The organism is Kribbella sp. VKM Ac-2571 (assembly GCF_004362255.1).
Taxonomy (GTDB): Bacteria; Actinomycetota; Actinomycetes; order Propionibacteriales; family Kribbellaceae; genus Kribbella; species Kribbella pratensis.
Genome location: NZ_SNWS01000032.1, coordinates 16,985 through 34,379, shown reverse-complemented (window position 1 = coordinate 34,379; position 17,395 = coordinate 16,985). Strand labels below are relative to the sequence as shown.

Annotated in this window: 18 protein-coding genes; 6 read left to right on the top strand and 12 right to left on the bottom strand. The window is 69.6% G+C overall.

All coding sequences use genetic code 11. The annotated features are described in order from the left end of the window. The 5 genes from EV651_RS40600 to dut form a co-directional block, all read right to left on the bottom strand. A partial coding sequence (locus tag EV651_RS40600) for a DUF222 domain-containing protein (protein WP_133791488.1) occupies window positions 1-1,852 on the bottom strand: 1,852 nt, incomplete at its 3' end. 945 nt (window positions 1,853-2,797) lie between these two features. Then, window positions 2,798-3,562: a DUF3159 domain-containing protein gene (locus EV651_RS40595; protein WP_133791486.1), complete on the bottom strand. Its 765-nt coding sequence runs from the start codon at window positions 3,560-3,562 to the stop codon at window positions 2,798-2,800. After that, a complete protein-coding gene (locus EV651_RS40590) occupies window positions 3,555-3,944 on the bottom strand; it encodes an OB-fold nucleic acid binding domain-containing protein (protein ID WP_133791484.1) in 390 nt (129 codons plus the stop codon). The genes EV651_RS40595 and EV651_RS40590 overlap by 8 nt, the downstream gene beginning before the upstream one ends. A gap of 18 nt (window positions 3,945-3,962) precedes the next feature. Then, window positions 3,963-4,610: a DUF3710 domain-containing protein gene (locus EV651_RS40585; protein ID WP_133791482.1), complete on the bottom strand. Its 648-nt coding sequence runs from the start codon at window positions 4,608-4,610 to the stop codon at window positions 3,963-3,965. An 87-nt stretch (window positions 4,611-4,697) separates the two neighbouring features. Then, window positions 4,698-5,150 carry a dUTP diphosphatase gene (gene dut / locus EV651_RS40580; RefSeq protein ID WP_238157538.1) on the bottom strand — a complete coding sequence of 151 codons (453 nt, stop codon included), beginning with the start codon at window positions 5,148-5,150 and terminating at the stop codon, window positions 4,698-4,700. Window positions 5,151-5,202: 52 nt separating this feature from the next. On the opposite strand from dut, the gene EV651_RS40575 reads away from it, so the two are divergent. Together EV651_RS40575 and EV651_RS40570 are read left to right on the top strand one after the other, a co-directional pair. Continuing rightward, on the top strand, window positions 5,203-5,670 hold the full coding sequence (locus tag EV651_RS40575; RefSeq protein WP_238157537.1) for a DUF3093 domain-containing protein: 468 nt from the start codon (window positions 5,203-5,205) through the stop codon (window positions 5,668-5,670). Window positions 5,671-5,698: 28 nt separating this feature from the next. Beyond that, complete coding sequence (locus EV651_RS40570; protein WP_133791478.1) at window positions 5,699-6,022, top strand: DUF4235 domain-containing protein; 324 nt, start codon at window positions 5,699-5,701, stop codon at window positions 6,020-6,022. Window positions 6,023-6,114: 92 nt separating this feature from the next. Here the strand turns inward: EV651_RS40570 and EV651_RS40565 are convergent, their stop codons facing one another. From EV651_RS40565 to EV651_RS40555, 3 genes are all read right to left on the bottom strand, one after another. Beyond that, window positions 6,115-6,414 (bottom strand): DUF4193 domain-containing protein, encoded by a 300-nt coding sequence (locus EV651_RS40565; protein ID WP_130379292.1) that lies wholly within the window; start codon window positions 6,412-6,414, stop codon window positions 6,115-6,117. A 295-nt stretch (window positions 6,415-6,709) separates the two neighbouring features. Further along, a complete protein-coding gene (locus EV651_RS40560) occupies window positions 6,710-7,504 on the bottom strand; it encodes an inositol monophosphatase family protein (RefSeq protein WP_133791476.1) in 795 nt (264 codons plus the stop codon). Window positions 7,505-7,580: 76 nt separating this feature from the next. Further along, entirely contained in the window at window positions 7,581-8,648 is a 1,068-nt protein-coding gene (locus tag EV651_RS40555; protein ID WP_133791474.1) for a ferrochelatase, read from the bottom strand. Between the two features lie 48 nt (window positions 8,649-8,696). Between EV651_RS40555 and EV651_RS40550 the strand changes: the two genes are divergently transcribed. After that, complete coding sequence (locus EV651_RS40550; protein WP_133791472.1) at window positions 8,697-9,896, top strand: MFS transporter; 1,200 nt, start codon at window positions 8,697-8,699, stop codon at window positions 9,894-9,896. 40 nt (window positions 9,897-9,936) lie between these two features. Next, window positions 9,937-10,647, top strand: a complete 711-nt coding sequence (locus tag EV651_RS40545) for a MerR family transcriptional regulator (protein WP_238157536.1) — start codon at window positions 9,937-9,939, stop codon at window positions 10,645-10,647. Here the strand turns inward: EV651_RS40545 and EV651_RS40540 are convergent. Next, complete coding sequence (locus tag EV651_RS40540; protein WP_238157535.1) at window positions 10,630-11,247, bottom strand: trimeric intracellular cation channel family protein; 618 nt, start codon at window positions 11,245-11,247, stop codon at window positions 10,630-10,632. The two genes, EV651_RS40545 and EV651_RS40540, sit on opposite strands and share 18 nt — an antisense overlap. A 56-nt stretch (window positions 11,248-11,303) precedes the next feature. Between EV651_RS40540 and EV651_RS40535 the strand changes: the two genes are divergently transcribed. Further along, window positions 11,304-12,284 carry a phosphotransferase family protein gene (locus tag EV651_RS40535; protein ID WP_133791468.1) on the top strand — a complete coding sequence of 327 codons (981 nt, stop codon included), beginning with the start codon at window positions 11,304-11,306 and terminating at the stop codon, window positions 12,282-12,284. Further along, window positions 12,281-13,114, top strand: a complete 834-nt coding sequence (gene fdhD, locus EV651_RS40530; protein ID WP_133791466.1) for a formate dehydrogenase accessory sulfurtransferase FdhD — start codon at window positions 12,281-12,283, stop codon at window positions 13,112-13,114. Before EV651_RS40535 ends, fdhD begins: the two co-directional genes overlap by 4 nt. Here fdhD and EV651_RS40525 read toward each other — a convergent pair. The 3 genes from EV651_RS40525 to EV651_RS40515 form a co-directional block, all read right to left on the bottom strand. Further along, window positions 13,098-15,848: an AAA family ATPase gene (locus EV651_RS40525; RefSeq protein ID WP_133791464.1), complete on the bottom strand. Its 2,751-nt coding sequence runs from the start codon at window positions 15,846-15,848 to the stop codon at window positions 13,098-13,100. The genes fdhD and EV651_RS40525 overlap by 17 nt on opposite strands. 7 nt (window positions 15,849-15,855) lie before the next feature. Continuing rightward, the gene (locus EV651_RS40520; protein WP_133791462.1) at window positions 15,856-16,995 is read right to left on the bottom strand and encodes a metallophosphoesterase; all 1,140 of its coding nucleotides are present in this window, start codon (window positions 16,993-16,995) and stop codon (window positions 15,856-15,858) included. Between the two features lie 96 nt (window positions 16,996-17,091). After that, complete coding sequence (locus tag EV651_RS40515; protein WP_133791460.1) at window positions 17,092-17,295, bottom strand: hypothetical protein; 204 nt, start codon at window positions 17,293-17,295, stop codon at window positions 17,092-17,094. Window positions 17,296-17,395 lie beyond the last annotated feature (100 nt).

Sequence of the window (17,395 nt, the reverse complement as noted above, 5' to 3'; positions counted from 1 at the left end):
GCCTAACCGGCAGACCAGCGCCCCGACCACCCGACAACACACCCAACCCGCGCCTCAGCCTCGGCCCCAGACCTGAGGATTCGTGCGACAGCCTCAGCGGTATGAGGTTATCGGGGCCGGTTTGCCCCGATGGACCGGCACGGTCGTACGGGGCGATGTGGTCTTGATCCATCCGAGACGTGGCCTCGGCGCCGCTGAACGGGAACATGTCCACCGGGTGCCGCAGTCTCACCTGTTCGCGGATCCGGTCCGGGATCTCGTAACTGTGCACACTGACCTGGTCCTGAAGATCGATCACCGGCTTCACGACAACCTGGTCATGGCCGAGTAGCTCGCTCAGCTGGCCTGCCAGTAGCGGTCCGATCTCCTCGATCCGCAAGACACCGTCGCCGGCAGCAAGCGTCCTATCGGTCAGATGTACATACAGCGTGTGCCGATTCCGCCGCCCACTCCCAGCTCCGAGCCCATTGCTGTACGCCGCCTCTTTGATCGCGGCGAGCCGTGCAGGCAGTTCACCCGCCAACGCCACCCGCGTGAACCCATCCCCACCATCCCCGTCACGGGCAACACCGTCCGAGCCATCACACGCAGCGTCGTACGCGCCATCGCACGCAGCGTCGTATGCGCCGTCATCGCCGCCGTCACACGCACCGTCGTACGTGCCGTCATGGCCGTCATCGCCGCCGTGACACGCGGCGTCATACGCGCCGTTGTCCCAACCGTCGGACGCACTGTCGTACGCACTGTTGCCCGCACGGTCATGCACGGCGTCATCCCAATCGTCTGACCCACCGCCGCACGCAGCACCGTCGCATGCACCGTTGCCTTCGTCGTGTGCCTGGCGTTCTGCGCGGTCCTCTGCCTCGTCGTCGGTTGTGAACTGCGCGGTGGTGTCGGCTGCCGGTGCGCTCTGTTCGGCCTGGACGGGCTTGTCGTCTGGGGCGGGCCGCGGCGGTGCTGCGGGAGCATCGTCGGGGGCGACGTGCAGCCGCTGGGGGTCGGTCGGCTGGGAGTTGGTCGGCTCTGCGTGCGTGGGCTGGGACTCCGTGGGCTGGGAGCTGGTGGGTTGGGCGTTGGCTGGTTGGGTGCGGGCGAGGTAGCGGGCTACCTCCAGGAGTTGGTGGGCCGCTGCGGGGTCGGAGATCCAGCCGATCGCCTTCGCGCGGCGCTGGTCCAGGTCGTCGGTGTCGCCCAGGATCTTCAACGCGCGAGCCAGGTCCTCGATCGTGGCGTCGAAGCGGATCACGTCACCGGCCGCGGCACGGACCCAGATCCGTTTCGTGCCATGGTCGTCCGACTGCGCCACGAACACGCCCCGGGTCCGGGCGGCCGCCTCTGCCTGGGCCTTGGCTGCTTCGGGGTCGGCCTCCCACAGGGCAGCGGTGACGATCTTCTTCAAAGCGCCCGGTGTGACGGTATCGATGATCCCGACGACGCGCCGGTCCACGAGCGCGGCTGCTTCCTGCGACAACGCCAGGCAGGCCTCGGCGATCTTGCGAGCCCGCCACGCGACGGCGTCCCCGGTCAGGACGGCGGCCCAGATCCTGGGCAGCCGGTGGCGCAGGGCGAGAGCTTCTCCCATCAGCGCCGCGGCCGCGCCCGAGGACATGCGCATGACGGCACCGAATTCGATCGGGGCGAATTCCGCGACGCCGGGGCAGCCGTCACCGCCGTACACGTGGATTCGTTCGTAGCCCGGCCGCGGCTCGCTCAGCACTTCCGCGTGGCGATCGGCGAAGACCAGAGCTGCCTCGAGGACCCGCACCCCGGCCCGGTTCTCGACCCGGCCGAAGTCCGACGCCGCGGACAGTAGATCCGCGGTGTCGAGTTCCTCCAGATCTCCTTCGAACATGTGTTCTATTCTAGGTCATAATCGAGTCTCATCCAAATCGAGATGACGCCGAAAGCCCTTATCCACAAGGGAAGATCACGCAGTTGAGCGACGGCGATTCGCGGCGAAGCAGGCGGGGTGGCCGAGGTTCCACAGTCCGCGGGTGCGCCGTCGGTTGGTTCGCTCCAGACCAACCCGGCCGCCTCAGCTCGGCGGCTTCGGCTGTGATGGGAGGCACCCGCCCCAGGTCTGCGGCGGATCCGGTGGTACGTCGGATCGACCCGGAGACGCCGAACAGAGAGCTGCTGCGAGGCCGCCGCCTACCGGGTGCGAGGCAGTTGCTACGCCGGGGTGCGAGGCAGTTGCTGCGCCCGGGCGCGGGCAGTCCCTCCGCCCGCTGCAATCCGAGCGCTCGACACCCGCACGCCCGCCGGAGGCCTCCTGGGCAGGCGACAGTTGGCTGTGCCAGGGTGCGGCGACAGTTGCTTCGCTGTTGCAGTCCGTGCGCTCGACAGTTTGCGCGACCGCAGGGAGGCGGCCAACAGGCAGCCGCCGCGAAGCGGCCTTCCTCACGCGCACGGGACGTTCCGCGGTCCGAGGGCTCACAATCCGCGCGGCCGCCGGAGGCGGGTGGCAGGTGGCTGCCGGGGAAGCCGTATGCATCCTTGGCACGTCACACTTTGGTGCGCCAGGGTGCGGTGGCAGTTGCTGCGTCTGTTGCGGTGCGTGCGCTCAGCAGTTGCGTGTCCGCCGGAGCCGGGCGACGGGCGGCCGCCGCGGGGGGCGTGTACCTCCTGGGCGCAGGACAGTTGCTGCGGGTTCTTGAGCAGGTGTGGGCGGCTGGAAGACAGCCAGCGGGGACAGTCCCTCCGCCCGGTGCAATCCGAGCGGTCGACGCCCGCACGCCCGCCGGAGGCGGCCGACAGGAGAGTCGCCGCGGAGCGGTGTGCGGGTTGGGCGGGGTGGTTACTTTTTGTTGCCTCGGAGGAGGTGGGTGATGCTGTCTCGGGCTTCGTCCCATTTTTCGGGGGGCATTGAGCCGCGGAGTGCGGCGTACGCGAGCCAGATCGCCAGCGCGTAGAACGGGAGGCCGAGGCCGATCTTGGCGATGCCGAGGGCGTTCAGGCTGCCGGTGAAGTAGAGCGGGACCTGGACGATCAGCCGGATCGCGAACAGGCCAACGAACACCAGCGTCGCGCGGGAGAAGCCCTTCAACAGCACGGGATCGCGGCGCCAGGCGGTGCCGGTCTGCGTGATCAAGCCGTACAGGACGCCGAACAATGGCCAGCGGATCAGGACTGTGATCAGGTACAGCAGGCCGTAGCCGAGGTTGGTGAGCAGGCCGGGGACGTAGAAGTCCTTGGCGTTGCCGGTGCGGTTCGCGACCCAGGCCGAGATCAGTACGCCGATGAAGCCGCCGAAGACGTTCCGCAGCGCCTGCCGGCGGACGAGACGCACGACGGCGAGCACCGCGGCGACACCGACCGCGATGATCAGCGACAGCTGCAGCTTGTGGTCGGTGACGGCGTACGCGACCAGGAAGGCGATCCAGGGCAGCCCGATGTCGAGCAGCGCGCCCCACCCGCCGAGCGCGTGGAAGAAGTCCTTGTCGGTCGACTTCGGAGGCGGCGGCTGCGTGGCGGCAGCCTCCACCTCGGGCTTCAGGATCTCGACCAGCTTCTCCTGCAGGTCGTCGTCGATCTCGTCCCGGCGGGATGTCGGGTCAGCCATGGGCTGCCTGGGGCCGCAGCTCGTAGCGCGGGTTGAACATCACCCGGTCGCCGTCAACGACGCCGATCCGCCCGGAGGCGATCAGCTCCGAACCGGCGTGGATGCCGCCGATCTTGCGGCGGCCGAGCCAGATCAGCTTCACCGTGCCGGTCCCGTCGTACAACTCACCCTCCAGTGCCGGTACGCCGCCGCGTGGGCTGAACGTGATGGTGCGCAGCGTGCCGTACAGCGTGACGAGCTCTCGGTCGTGGCAGCCGGTGATGGACCGCGCGCCACAGTCCTGCGCGAAGTCCTTCAGGACCTCCGCATCCTCCTGGTCGCGGTCTCCGGCCAGGCCGCGGAAGGCCCGCTTCCACAGCCCCTCGGGTTTGTTGCTGCCCATGGCGTCGAGTGTAGTCCGCTAGGCCTCTTCGGGCTCATTCGGCTGGGCGCCCGGCGGCATCTGCAGCGGCAGCGACTCGCGGACCGCCATCGGCTCGTTACCGCGGACCACGATCGTGTTGCGCAGGGTCGCTTCCATGGGCTCGGCGGCGTCCGGCTCAACGGCGGCGCGGCCGAGGACCGTGCCGCGGAGCAGCCAGCGCGGGCCGTCCACTCCGATCACGCGGGAGGTCTGGCTGAAGACCTGACCTTCGGGGTCCTCGACGGGGACGACCAGCACCAGCTCGGTGCCGAAGGGTCCCTCGGTCTCCGTCGCCGTACCGCCCATCCGGGCGGCCTCGCCGGCGATCTCCTGGCGGACCTCGTCCCAGATGCCGCTGGTCTTCGGGGCCGCGAACGCGCGTAGCTCCAGGGCGGAGTCGTCCAGCATCAGCAGCACCGCCTGCACCACGCCGCTCTGCTCGTCGACCTGCAGGCCCAGCTCCATGCCGGGCATGCCGGTGACGACCAGTGCACCCAGGTCGATCCGGTCCTCCGCCTCCAGGTCGGCGGCGTCGACCTCGCTCGAGTCGAACGGGCCTTCGGCGCGGACGTCCGCCGTACCGGTCTCGTCGAGGGTCTCGCCCGTCTCGGGCTCGTCGTTCTTGCCCTTACGGCGGAAGATCACAGCTGTTGCCTACTTCCTTGGTCTTGGTGCCGGCGCTGATACAGCGCCGTAGTCTCGCGCATCCGGCAGGTCAACGGGTGCACCTGCTCAGCGTGTCACATTGCCGAAACCGCCGGTCGACCCGTGCCCGGAGTCACCGCGAGCGGAACCCGGCAGCGAGGTCACTTCGACGAACCGGGCCTTCTCGACCTGCTGGATGACCAGCTGCGCGATCCGGTCGCCGCGCCGCACGGTCACCTCGGCGTGCGGGTCGAGGTTGATCAGGCAGACCTTGATCTCGCCGCGGTACCCGGCGTCGACGGTCCCGGGGGCGTTCACGATCGAGACGCCGTGCTTCGCGGCCAGCCCGGAGCGCGGGTGCACGAACGCGGCGTACCCGTTCTGCAGGGCGATCGCGATCCCGGTCCCGACCAGGCCGCGCTCGCCCGGTTTCAGGGTCAGGTCGGCGGCCGCCACCAGGTCCGCGCCGGCGTCGCCGGGGTGCGCGTACGACGGGATCGGGAGGTCGGGGTCGAGTCGCTGGATGAGTACCTCGGTCACGAGAGGCGACCCTATCGAGCGGACCGGACGGACCACATGCCAGGCTGGTCCTGTGGGCCTGGAACAAAGTACGTATCGCGAGAGTCTGCGGGTGCCGGTGTCGTGGTGGATCATCGCCGCGGCCGCTGTGGTCACGCTGTTCGCCATCGTCGCCGTACCGGCCGGGACGATCGCCGGCGCCGTGGTCGGCGGGCTCGCCGCGATCCTGCTCCTGGCGCTGTTCCTCCGGTACGGCGGTGCTCGCGTGGAGGTCGACGACACGCGACTGCACGCCGGACGGGCGGAGATCGACCGGGCATATCTGGGCACGGTCGAGGCGCTGACCGGCGACGACGCGCGGCGTGCGTTCGGACGCGACTGCGACCCGAAGGCGTTCCTGGTACTGCGGAGCTACATCAGCGGGGCCGTGCGGGTGCAGATCACCGATCCGGCCGACCCCGCGCCGTACTGGCTGATCGCGACGCGCCACCCGGACCGATTGGCTGCCGCCCTGAGCGGGCACAGCGTGGGAAGATCCTGACTGTCGGCAGTCGTACTAGGAGGGTGTTGTGGTCGGAGCAAAGATCGGCTGGAAGCTGGTACAGGCCGCCTTCACGATCGTGGTGGGCCTGGCCGCGAGCAAGGCGGTCAGCACGGCCTGGAAGTTGGGGTCCGGCGGGAAACCGCCGAAGGACGGCGACGGCGGGTACGCCGAGGTCATGACCTGGGCCGCTGCGAGCGCTGCCGCCGCAGCCGCCGCCAAGCTCTTCGCGGAGCGTCGCGCGGCCGCGTACTGGCTCAAGTCCACCGGCTACGCGCCGCCCGGTTACGAGGCGGACGCCACCGCGCGGCTGGTGAAGGGCACCGACACCGGGCTGGTCAAGAAGGCCTGAGCCGAGAAAGACCGGCAAGCACGACAGCGGGACCATCCCACCGGAGTGGGACGGTCCCGCTGTGCGTTTACTTACGAAGTAGGGCGCTGGTGTCAGGCTGCGCAGTCGCGGCAGATCAGCTGCCCGTTCTTCGTCTCGGCGAGCTGGCTGCGGTGGTGAACCAGGAAGCAGCTCGAACAGGTGAACTCGTCGGCCTGACGCGGGAGGACCCGGACTGCCAGCTCTTCGTGGCTGAGGTCCGCGCCGGGCAGCTCGAAGCTCTCCGCGGCCTCGGCCTCGTCCTCGTCGACCTTGCCGGAGTTCTTGTCGTGACGGCGAGTCTTCAGTTCCTCGATCGACTCTTCGGAAGCGTCCTCGTCCGTCTTGCGCGGGGCGTCGTAATCAGTCGCCATGGTGTTTCCCTGCCCTCTTCGTACCCGTGGTGTTGCCTGCTGAGCCCTTGAACGGGTGGAGCGGCCGAGAAATTCCGCGCCGGAGCACCGCGCCGAACTTTCGTCCCCCGAAACCCTTGACAGCCAGGCCGGGATCGGCAAACACCGTTCCCGAGGACGGGATTGTGCCCTATAAAGGCCCGCAATGCACGACTGGGTCCATGCTGTGGCCCGCGTGTCGCCACAAATGTCAGGACCGAACAGCAGAATGCTCGTTAGTGCGCAGTACTGCGCAGAAACGAGCACTCACCGGCACTTACACGCGCAACGGGTCCGCTCCGGCCAGCAACGCGTGGAACGGCTCGAACAGGGCCGGAGTGGCCGCGATCGACATCTCCGGCGACACCGGAGCGCCGTTCAGCCCGCCGACCCGGGCTCCGGCCTCGGCCGCGATCAGGGCGCCCGCGCCGTAGTCCCACGGGTTCAGCCCGCGTTCGTACACCACATCCAGCCGGCCGCAGGCCACGTAGCACAGGTCGATCGCGCCGACCCCGATCCGGCGGATGTCGCGGACCTTGGTGATCAGGTGCTGGACCACCTCGGCCTGAACCTGGCGGCGCGCCGGGTCGTACCCGAACCCGGTCCCGACCAGCGCCTGGCTCAGCTCGGTCGCGCCCGACACCTGGATCGGCTTGCCGTCCGCGAACGCCCCGCCGCCGAGGGTCGCGGTGAACACCTCGCCCTTGGGCGCGTCCACCACCACACCGGCGACCGTCTCCCCGCCGTACTCCACCGCGATCGAGACGGCGTACGTCGGGAGGTCGTAGAGGTAGTTGACCGTGCCGTCGATCGGGTCGACGACCCAGCGCACCCCGCTGGTGCCGACCACGTCGTCGCCCTCCTCGCCGAGGAACGAGTCGTCCGGCCGGGCGCGCAGGATCCGGGCCCTGATCAGCTCCTCGGACTCCCGGTCGACCGCCGTGACCACGTCGGTGATCGTGCTCTTGGTCTCGGCGACGGTGATCGTGCCACGGCGGCGTTCGACGATCAGCTGCGCCGCCTCCTCCGCAACCTCGACCGCAAGCTTCAGCAACTCTTCTGAGGTGCTCATCGACGTCCTCACTTCGTTCCGGGCGCCGATGAGGCGCGAATCGGGCTGTGTTGGACTGTGACCTCGCTTCGCTCGCTCACGGAGCTTCCTTCGCGATTGGTCGGCGCAGCGGTGGGCAGCAGTCGTGACGGCAGTCGTCCCAGCCCGGGCCGAGTTTGCCGACGCACGGCCGGTCGGGCTGCTCGCCGCGCTCGGCCGCGGCCCGCTCGACCACCAGGTCGCGGAGCATGGTGACGAACTTCTCGTCCGTGCCGGGCGTCGCGGCGCGCGCCATCGGCAGCCGGAGCTTCTCGGCCGTCGCAACGGCCTCGGTGTCGAGGTCGTAGATGACCTCCATGTGGTCGCTCACGAAGCCGATCGGTACGACGGCCACACCGGGCACCCCGTCGGCGGCCAGCGCCTCCAGGTGGTCGTTGACGTCCGGCTCGAGCCACGGCACCTGCGGCGGCCCGGACCGCGAGCAGTAGACGAGGTCGGTCCGCCGGGTCTGCCCGGTGCGCCGCTCGAGCTCGGCCGTGATCTCCGCGGCGACGTCCAGGTGCCAGTCGACGTACCCGTTGCCGTCCGGGCCGCTGGTCGCGTTCATCGCGGTCGGGATCGAGTGCGTGACGTACGCGATCGCAGCGCCGTCCGGGAGCTTGCTCAGCGCGTCGGCGGTCGACTCCACGAACGACCCGACGAAGCCGGGGTGGTTCGCGTAGTGCCGCAGCTTGTCGATCCGCGGTGCGTCGGGAACCTCGCGGGCGGCGTCCTCGAGGTTCTCCCGGTACTGCCGGCAGCCCGAGTACGACGGATAGGCGGACGTGACGATCACCACCGCACGGCGGATGCCGTCAGCAGCCATCTCGCGCATCGTGTCGGTCAGGTACGGCGCCCAGTTGCGGTTGCCCCAGTAGATCGGCAGGTCCAGCCCGATCTCGTCGAACGACTCCCGCAGCGCCTTCAGCAGCGCCCGGTTCTGGTCGTTGATCGGGCTCTTGCCGCCGAACGAGTAGTAATGCTCGCCGACCTCCTTCAACCGCTCGTCCGGGATCCCGCGGCCGCGGGTCACGTTCTGCAGGAAGGGCAGCACGTCGTCGGGTTTCTCGGGGCCACCGAAGGAGAGCAGCAGGACAGCGTCGTACGGGGGTGCAGCAGGCGACATATTCCAAGCTTCTCAGACGGACATGACCTAAGCTGCTCCCGGTCTCTCATGCTCAAGCCTTACTTCCATCTCATGCGCCGCCGCGGAGCGGCATCGTTCTTCGCTGCCGGGATTCTCGGGCGGATGCCGATCTCGATGATCGGGCTCGGCATCGTGATCCTGATCGCCAAGGAGAGCGGCTCGTACGGGCTCGCCGGCGCGGTCTCCGGCGTGGCCGTGATCGCCGGTGCGCTGACCGGTCCCATCCAAGGCCGGCTGGTCGACCGTTTCGGCCAACGTGGGCTGATCCTGATCGGTTCGGTGGCCTGCACGGTCGGTCTGGCGGCACTGCTCATCGCTGTGCGTGCCGACGCGCCCACGTGGATCCTGTACGTGCTGTCGTTCATTGCCGGCGGCACCCGTCCCCAGGTCGGTTCGTTCGTCCGGGCGCGCTGGACGCACCTGCTGGGCCGTGGTCGAGCCCTGCAGACGGCCTTCGCTCTGGAGGCGGTCGGCGACGAGGTGGTCTTCATCGTCGGCCCGGTGCTCGTCACCACGCTGGCGACGCAGGCGAGTCCGTACGCCGCTCTGTCCGCGGCCGGCGTACTGGGACTGGCCGGTGGTATCTGGCTGGCGCTGCTGCGCGCCTCCGACCCGCCGGGTCGTGGCAAGTCGGACGGCACCGAGCAGGCACCACTCCCCTGGCTTTCGATCTTGCTGCTCAGCCTGATCGGTCTCGGCCTCGGCGCGACGCTCGGTGGCGCGGAGGTGATCACCGTGGCGTTCACCACGGAGAAGGGACAGGCAGGGCTGGCTGGCGTCGTACTGGCGATCTGGGCGTTCGGGAGCCTGCTGGCCGGGCTCTGGTACGGCTCGGTGCACTGGCGGGCTCCGGTCGAGCGACGGCTGCTGCTCGGCACGATCGCGCTCGCGATCACGCTGGCGCCGCTCCCCTGGGTCAACAGCATCCCGCTGCTCGGCGCCGTGCTGTTCTGCTGCGGTATGACGATCGCCCCGACGATGGTCGCGGTCACCGCCTGTGTCGAGGAGTGGGTGCCGCCGGAGCGGCTGACCGAAGCGATCACCTGGACCGTCACGGGCATCCTGCTCGGCGTCGCACCGGGCAACGCGGCCGCCGGTCACGCGGTCGACGTCTGGGGGCCGTCGGATGCGTACTGGGTCCCGTTCGGCGTCGGCATCGCCTGCGCCCTCGTCGCCGCGGCCTCCATCACCTTCGCCCGCCCCAAGGAACGGTTCGCCCATAACTAGTCTTGTATCTCCTGTTACGGGAGGTGTGAGGGTGGTGGGTATGGACCACTCGATCGGGGCGGTGGCGCGGCTTGCCGGGGTGTCGGTGAAGGCCGTGCGGCACTACTCCGACCTCGGGCTGCTGACGGTACGGCGTACTGCTGCCGGCCATCGACGGTACGACGAGAATGCCGTCGTACGGCTGCGGCTGATCCGGACGTTGCGTGCCCTGGACCTGGATCTGCCGACGATCCACGCCGTACTGCGGGACGACCGTTCGCTCGCGGAGGTTGCGGCGACCCACGCCGACGCGCTGGCGATCCAGATCCGCACGCTACGCCGCCGGCACGCCCTGCTCGTGGTCCTCGCCAACCATGCCGACCCGGAGGACATACACCTGATGACCGAACAGTCCGAGCAGGACCGCACCGCACTCATCGCCGACTTCCTCAGTACGACGCTCGCCGGCACCGACCCCGCGATCCGCCAGAACCTGACGCCGGTCCTGCCCGACGACGCCGACCCGCAGCAGGTCGAGGCCTGGCTGGAGCTGACCACGCTGGTGTCCTCACCTGACTTCCGAGATTCGGTACGTCGTCTCGTGGCCGGCTATCACGCCCTGGCCGGAGATGACCCGCTCCGGGCGGACCCGGCGTTCCGCAGTCGCCTGATCGAACTTCGGCGTACCGAGGCCGGACCGCAGTGGCACCGCTACCTCGAATTGGTTGCCGTGGTCAACGGATGGGCCCCGCCGTCACGGATTGCGGGGTAGCGGGGCGTTCCAGCCGCGGCGGATCGCGAGCAGCCGGATCGCGAAGCACACCACCGCGGCGGAGATCGGGACCCACAGGGCGTGATACTCCAACGCCGAGGCGACGACCACTATGCCGGCCCCGAGCAGTGCCGGGGTGGCGTAGATCTCCGAGCGGAGCACGACCGGGACGCGGCCGCTGAGCACGTCCCGCAGTACTCCCCCGCCGATCCCCGAGAGCGTGCCGAGGAGCGCGGCCGAGATCGGCGACAGCCCGGAGTCGATCGCCTTCAACGCACCGGTCACACAGAACAAGGCGAGACCGGCCGCGTCGAAGATGTTCACCAGCCGCTCGACGCGGCCGATGCCCGGATGCAGGAAGAACGTCAGCAGACCCGCCGCGATCGGGACCACCAGGTAGCGCCAGTCGCGGAGCGCGGCCGGCGGGGTCTCGCCGATCAGCACGTCCCGGATGAATCCGCCGCCGAGCCCGGTGACCAGCGCCAGCACCTGGATCCCGAACACGTCCAGCTTCTTCCGTACGCCGACCAGCGCACCGGTGATCCCGAACACGAAGATCCCGACCAGATCGAGCACCTGCAGCACCACGGATCCACTCACAGCCCGAACGCTAAACCACGAGCGCCGCGCTGCTGTGGGTTCTATCGTTCGTGGACATGAGCCGTGCCCCGGACGTCGACTACTTCGCCACCTCGTCGCGACCCGGCTGGGAGTCGCTCCCGCCGGCCCTCCACGAGGCACTCGCCGTTGCCCTGGGCACTCAGATCGCCTCCGTTTCGTCGCAGGTCAGCTCCGGCTTCACCGGAGGCTTCGCTGCGCGGGCAGAGCTTGCCGACGGCCGGCGCGTGTTCATCAAGGCAGCGGAGGAAGGTCTGCACGCCTACGAGGCGTACCAGCGCGAAGCCGAGGTCGTCCCCCAACTCCCGAAAGCAGTCCAAGCCCCACCCACCATCAGCACCGCCCACGTCGACGGCTGGTTCGCCGTCGTCTCCGAGTTTGTCGAGGGGCGGATGCCTGGGGCTCCTTGGACGGTGGGGGACTTTGGGGTGGTTACTGCTGCTTGTGAGGAGTTGGCTGGGGTGTTGGGGCCGAGTCCGTTGAGTGGGCTCAGTACGTTCTCGGAGCTGGTCGGCGATGACGTCGGGGTGCCGGCGCAGATCCTGGCGGGTGAGCGAGAGATGCCGGTCGGACTGCAGGACTGGCTGCCGCGCGTGCTGCCGGAGCTCGCGGAGCTGGCCGAGCTGGCGCCCGAGGCTCTCACCGGCGGCTCCGCCACGCACTCCGATCTACGCCCGGACAACATCCTGATCGACAACGACGGCACCTGCTGGACCATCGACTGGAACTGGCTGGCCCTCGGCCCGCGCTGGGTGGACTGGGTCGGCCTGCTGCCGGTCGCCCAGCACCACGGCATCGACACGTTCACCGCCGTCACCCGCAGCCCGCTCACAGCCGACGTACCGAAGGACCACCTCGATTCGTTCGTGGCCGTGATCGCGGCGTACATGATGAAGAACACCGAGGCCCCACCCCCGCCCGGCTGTACGCCGGCGCTGCGCGAGCACCAGCGGCTGTACGCGTGGACGTTCCTCGACTGGCTCGCCGTACGACGCAACTGGCCTACCGTGGAGGTATGACGAAGGCTCCCACCAGCAGGTTCAAGGTCGAGGTGCTCGACGGCGACCGGACGTCGCGGCGCGAGGACGTCGTCAGCACCGAGGAACCGCTGGAGCTGCGGCTCGAATGGCCGGGCCGGCCGCCTGAGCCGCTGGTCGTCACGATGCGCACCCCCGGCTCCGACTTCGAGCTGGCCGCCGGGTTCTGCCTCGGCGAGGGGTTCGCGGTCCGCCCGGACGCGATCCGGACCGTTGCCTACTGCACCGATGTCACGCTGACCCCCGAGCAACAGTTCAACACCGTCACCGTCACGTTCGACGGTCCCCCGGACCGCGAACCGCCCCAGCGGTACGGCGTCACGTCGGCCGCGTGCGGTGTCTGCGGCCAGCAGAGCCTCGACGAACTCGCCGAGCGCGAGTACGACCCGGTGGACCCCGTCGAGGCACCGATCGACGTCGTACGCCGCCTTCCCGACCTGCTCCGCGACGCACAACCGATGTTCGGCCGCACCGGCGGTCTGCACGCCGCGGGCCTGTTCACCGCCGACGGCCGCGAGATCGTGGTGAAGGAGGACATCGGCCGGCACAACGCGGTCGACAAGGTCGTCGGCTGGACCGTCCTCAACCAGCGCAGCCGCAAGGGCCTGATACTCGCCGTCAGCGGCCGCGCCGGCTACGAGATCGTCCAGAAGGCGGTCGCCGCCGGCCTCGGCATGATCGTCGCGGTGGGCGCACCCTCGAGCCTCGCCGTGGACCTCGCCCGCCGATCCAACATCACCCTCGCCGGCTTCACCCGCGGCGACCGCTGCGTCGTCTACTCCGCCCCGGAGCGAATCATCCGTCCAGCTTGATGAACGTCGCCTTCGGGACGTATTCGTAGCGGTCGGGCATGCAGGTCAGGATGATGACCTGGCCGTGGTCGCCGGCGCGGCCGAGGAGGGCGCCCATGTCGCGGAGGCGGGCTTTGTCGGACCAGCCGAGCGCGTCGTCGAAGATCACCGGCACGCTGCCTTCGCCGGTGCTGACGAGGTGGCTGATCGCCAGTCGCGTGATGATCGCCAGCTGCTCCTGAGCACCCGTCGACAGCGCCTCGACCGGCAACCGGACGCCGTCCAGTTCGCGCTCCGCGACCGCGAGGTCGTCGTCCAGCCAGACCCGGAACGACGGCCCGTACACACTGCGGCCGAGCGCCTCGATCCGGCTCTGCAACGGCTCGGAGTACTTCGTCTGCGCCTCAGCCCGATGCCGGCTCAGCGTCTCGTGCACACGTCGCGCCGCCTCGGCCCGCCGCAGAAGACTGTCGTGCTCCGTGCGTACTGCGGCCAGCTCCAGCTCGGCCACGTCCCGCCGCGTCGCCAGTCCATCCCGCCCGGACTGCTCCAGGCGGCCTTCCGTCGTACGCAACGCGTCACGCAAGTTGTCCCGCTCGCCCTGCAGCCGCGTCGCTACGGCCAACGCATGCGTCAGCTCGCCCGCGACCTGATCCGCCCCGGCCTCGTCCGCCTGCTCCTGTACAGCGGTCAGCTCCTCGAGCACCGCCTCGACCTCAGCCGTCGCCTCGGTCTCGGCCGCCGCCACGGCCTCGTCGTCGAGCACCGCCCGCGCCGCCTCGAGCGCCTCGACGGCCGCAACCAGCCGCTCTCCTGCCAGCTCAGACCGGGCTCGGGCGTTCTGTGCCTCGGACCGGTCCTCGTCCGCCGCCTTGCGCGCCTGCGCCGCCGCGAACTCCGCATCCGTCAACAACCGCTCTGCGTCGGCCAGCCCGCCCCGGGCCTCTTCGAGCACCCGCTGAGCGCTCGAGAGGTCGTCCGGCTCCGGCTCCGGTACGTCGAAGTCGTCGAACAGCGTGTCGTGCGGCGACGCGAACTCCTCGAACAGCGACATCTGCCCCGGAACGCCCTCGACCGCGGCCTCCTTGCCGCCCGCGTCCTCGGCCTCTTCGTCGGTGCCGAGCCGGGCGGTCAGTACGGCGATCCGCTCCCCCGGATCGCCCCCGGCCGTCAGCGACTTCTCGGTCCGCCGCGCCTCGTTCAGCTCGGCGGTCGCGGTGTCCGCCTTCCGCAACAGCTCCCGCGCCGCAGCAACGTCCTTGACGCCGGCCTTCTTCAGAAGGTCCTTCTCCCGCCGTACGGCGTCGTCGACGCGCGAGCGCAGCGCCGCCGCGTCACCGCCGGCGCGGACGGTCACCTCGACCTGTCCCGGCACGCCGATCAGGAGCTCACCGGAGACGAGAACCTCGGTCGACTCGTCGAAGCCGAGCTCCGCGGGGACATTGCCTTCGAGGCCGGTCCCGGACAGTTCCACGGGCTCCGATCCAAGTCGCCGTACCGACACCTCGGGGACGCCGGCCGCGAGCGCCGCGCGGGCCTCGACCACCGCCGCGCGGGCATCCTCCAACGCGGCCACCAAGGCGTCGTCGACCTTGATCCGGTCCAGGATCGTCCCGGCAGCCGCGATCCGCGCCCGGACGTCGAGCAGCTCCGTCTGCTGCCCGACCAGCCGGTCCAGCTCGGCGCGATCCATCAGGTCGGAGGCGCGGCGTTCGGCGGTCTGTACGTCGGTACGCCGTAGGTCCTTGAGCTCCACGACTTCCGCCAGCGCGGCCTCTGCCGCCTGAACGGTCTCGGCCGCGGTCTTCGCGACGAGCTCAGCGTCGGCCCGCCGAGCGGCGAGCTCGGCGTGCGCCTTCGTGAACCGCTCGACCTCGTCGAGCAGCCGTTCCCGCTCCAGCCGGGTGCGGGTGTGGTTCTCCAGCCGGGCTCGCGCGGTCTCCGCGCGGGACCTCACCGAGTCGCGGCGGAGCAGGATCTCGTCCGTCGCCTGCTTGCGTTCGCGCAGCGCCTCGACACCGGCCAGGTGCTCGGTCAGTCGGGCGGTCACGTCCGCGAGGTCGAGGTTCAGTCGCTCGGCGCGACGGATGTCGGACTGGACCTCCTCCATCGCCTGCAACGCCTGCTTGAACCCCAGCTCGGCGGCCGCAACAGCCTTCGCGGAGCGCGCGAAGTCACCGGTCGGCTTGCCGCGCGGCGTCCAGTACCGCAGGTACTCGTGCTCGACGGCCGTCACCAGCGGCATCGACGCACCGTCGACCGGGGTGCCCGACTCCGCGGTCACCGCGGTGATCAGCGGCTCGGCGTCGGCCGGCGTTGGCAGCACCAACGACTGGCCCTGGCTGACCATCAAGGTCTGCCACAGCACCGGGTCGACGTTCTCGTGGAACAGTCGCTCGGCCTCGTTGTGCGCCTCACGTCCGGTCCAGGACTGCCGCCGGCCATCGGGCTCGACGACGGTCAGCTCGGTGGAGCGGTTCTTCAGCCAGCGCTTGGTGTAAGTGAGCTCGCGCCCGCCGAGGGTCAGTTCGGCAGTGACCTCCGGACCTACGTCCTGACCGACCGGCTGGATGTCGCGGATCCGCGTCGACTTCGAGTCGTCGGGCAGGTCGAAGATCAGCCCGAACGCCTCGACCAGGCTGGATTTCCCGACCTCGTTGTCGCCGACCACCACGGTGGTGCCGAGCGCGCGGAACCGGACAGTGCGGTCCTTGACGCCACGGAAGTCCCGTAGCGCCAAGCTGTGTAATCTCACCGCAGTCTCATCCCGCGTCCCGCGCCAATCGGTGCATCAACGACAACGCCGCACCCGCGCTCTCGTCGCCGCCGGCCAACGCTTGCCGCAGCTCCTCCATCGCGGCCCGCGCCGGACCGCTCAGTTGCAGTGACTCCAGGTCCGCCGCGTCCGGCGCCGGCCGCACGGTCCAGAACTTCACCCAGCGCTCGACGCTCGCGAAGACCTCGCCCTGCGCGTCGATGATCGTGTCCAGCCGGGCCAGCAACGGTAGCGACAGCGACCCGTCACCGGCCAGCCGCACGTACGTCCGCTCCTTGTCCGGCAGCTCGGCGAACCAGTCCTCGAGCGCCGTGATCGACTCCTCGTCGAACAGCTCGACGCGATGATCCACCATGTGCCAGGCCCCGACGCGGATCGGCTCGACGTCGATTGCGCCATCGATCCCCCCGCCGCTGATCGTCACCTTCAAGACATTTCCGGGCGCGTCCTCTTCGGGCGACGTGACCTCCTGCGTTCCGGAGAACCAGATCCGGTCGGTGACCCGCGTCGTCGAGTGCCGGTCGCCGAGCCCGACGTACTGCAGCCGGCCGTCCGCGACCGCGGCCTCGAGCGCCGCCTGGTCGATCGTCGGTACGTCGGACATGCCGCCGGACAGACTCGTCAACTGGCCGTGGGCGAGCAGGATCCGCGTCGTCTTCGGATCTGGTGTGAGGTCGGCGTACCCGGGCGCGGCCGGGTCGGAGAGCGGGCGCCGCGAGCGCCACGGTGCGCCGACGAGCTCGACACCCGGCACGATCTGGAAAGGCGTCGTTTCGGTCAGCACCGTCACGTGGTCCGGCGCGTGCGCCAGCCACTGGCTCGAGGTCCACAGCGACCCCGGCTCCAGCGCGTCGTGGTTGCCCGGGAGCAGCACGACCGGGACCGGGATCCGCTTGAGCGCCTCGCACGCCCGCAGGATGGTCTGTCGCTCGACCTGGTTGTGCTCGAACACGTCCCCGGTGACGACCACGAACGCCGCCCCGGTCCGCTCCGCGACCTCGCCGATCCGTGCGACAGCATCCAGCCGCGCCTGACCCCACCGGGCCTGCCCGTCCGGCCCCAGGAACCGGCGCATCATGCCCAGCTGCCAGTCCGAGCTGTGCAGAAACGTGATCGACTCGTCCATAGCGAACAGAACGCTAACCCGCGCCACCGACAACCACCCAACCCAACACCCCCAATCCCCCACACCGCCCACACTCCGGACGCTGGTTCGGCCCACTCAAGGCTTGTCAGGCGGTTCGGGTGGATGAGATCTCCGGTGGAGGCACGACCGAGGACCCAGGCGGAGCAGCGGCACGATCTCACGCAGACTCTTCGGATCGCCCGTCCGCTCGAACACACGGAAGGCGAGGATCACGATCGCCAGGCGCGGCAGCGCGACAATCAGTCCGGACACCAGCACGACAAGGATCGGCTCAGGCACAACTCCTCCAGTTTCGACGCCGAATCCCCGGATCGGCGAGTACTGGTGGCTTGGCCGAGAGGCATGCTAGCCGCAGGAAAGCTGGTTGCACCACCTCGAA

Coding starts and splice junctions, on each gene's coding strand:
- EV651_RS40565 (WP_130379292.1), bottom strand. CDS start 6,414: ATGGCGACTGATTACGACGCCCCGCGCAAGACGGACGAGGACGCTTCC.
- fdhD (WP_133791466.1), top strand. CDS start 12,281: ATGACGAAGGCTCCCACCAGCAGGTTCAAGGTCGAGGTGCTCGACGGC.
- EV651_RS40520 (WP_133791462.1), bottom strand. CDS start 16,995: ATGGACGAGTCGATCACGTTTCTGCACAGCTCGGACTGGCAGCTGGGC.
- EV651_RS40595 (WP_133791486.1), bottom strand. CDS start 3,562: ATGGCTGACCCGACATCCCGCCGGGACGAGATCGACGACGACCTGCAG.
- EV651_RS40560 (WP_133791476.1), bottom strand. CDS start 7,504: ATGAGCACCTCAGAAGAGTTGCTGAAGCTTGCGGTCGAGGTTGCGGAG.
- EV651_RS40535 (WP_133791468.1), top strand. CDS start 11,304: ATGAGCCGTGCCCCGGACGTCGACTACTTCGCCACCTCGTCGCGACCC.
- EV651_RS40590 (WP_133791484.1), bottom strand. CDS start 3,944: ATGGGCAGCAACAAACCCGAGGGGCTGTGGAAGCGGGCCTTCCGCGGC.
- EV651_RS40545 (WP_238157536.1), top strand. CDS start 9,937: ATGGACCACTCGATCGGGGCGGTGGCGCGGCTTGCCGGGGTGTCGGTG.
- EV651_RS40555 (WP_133791474.1), bottom strand. CDS start 8,648: ATGTCGCCTGCTGCACCCCCGTACGACGCTGTCCTGCTGCTCTCCTTC.
- EV651_RS40550 (WP_133791472.1), top strand. CDS start 8,697: ATGCTCAAGCCTTACTTCCATCTCATGCGCCGCCGCGGAGCGGCATCG.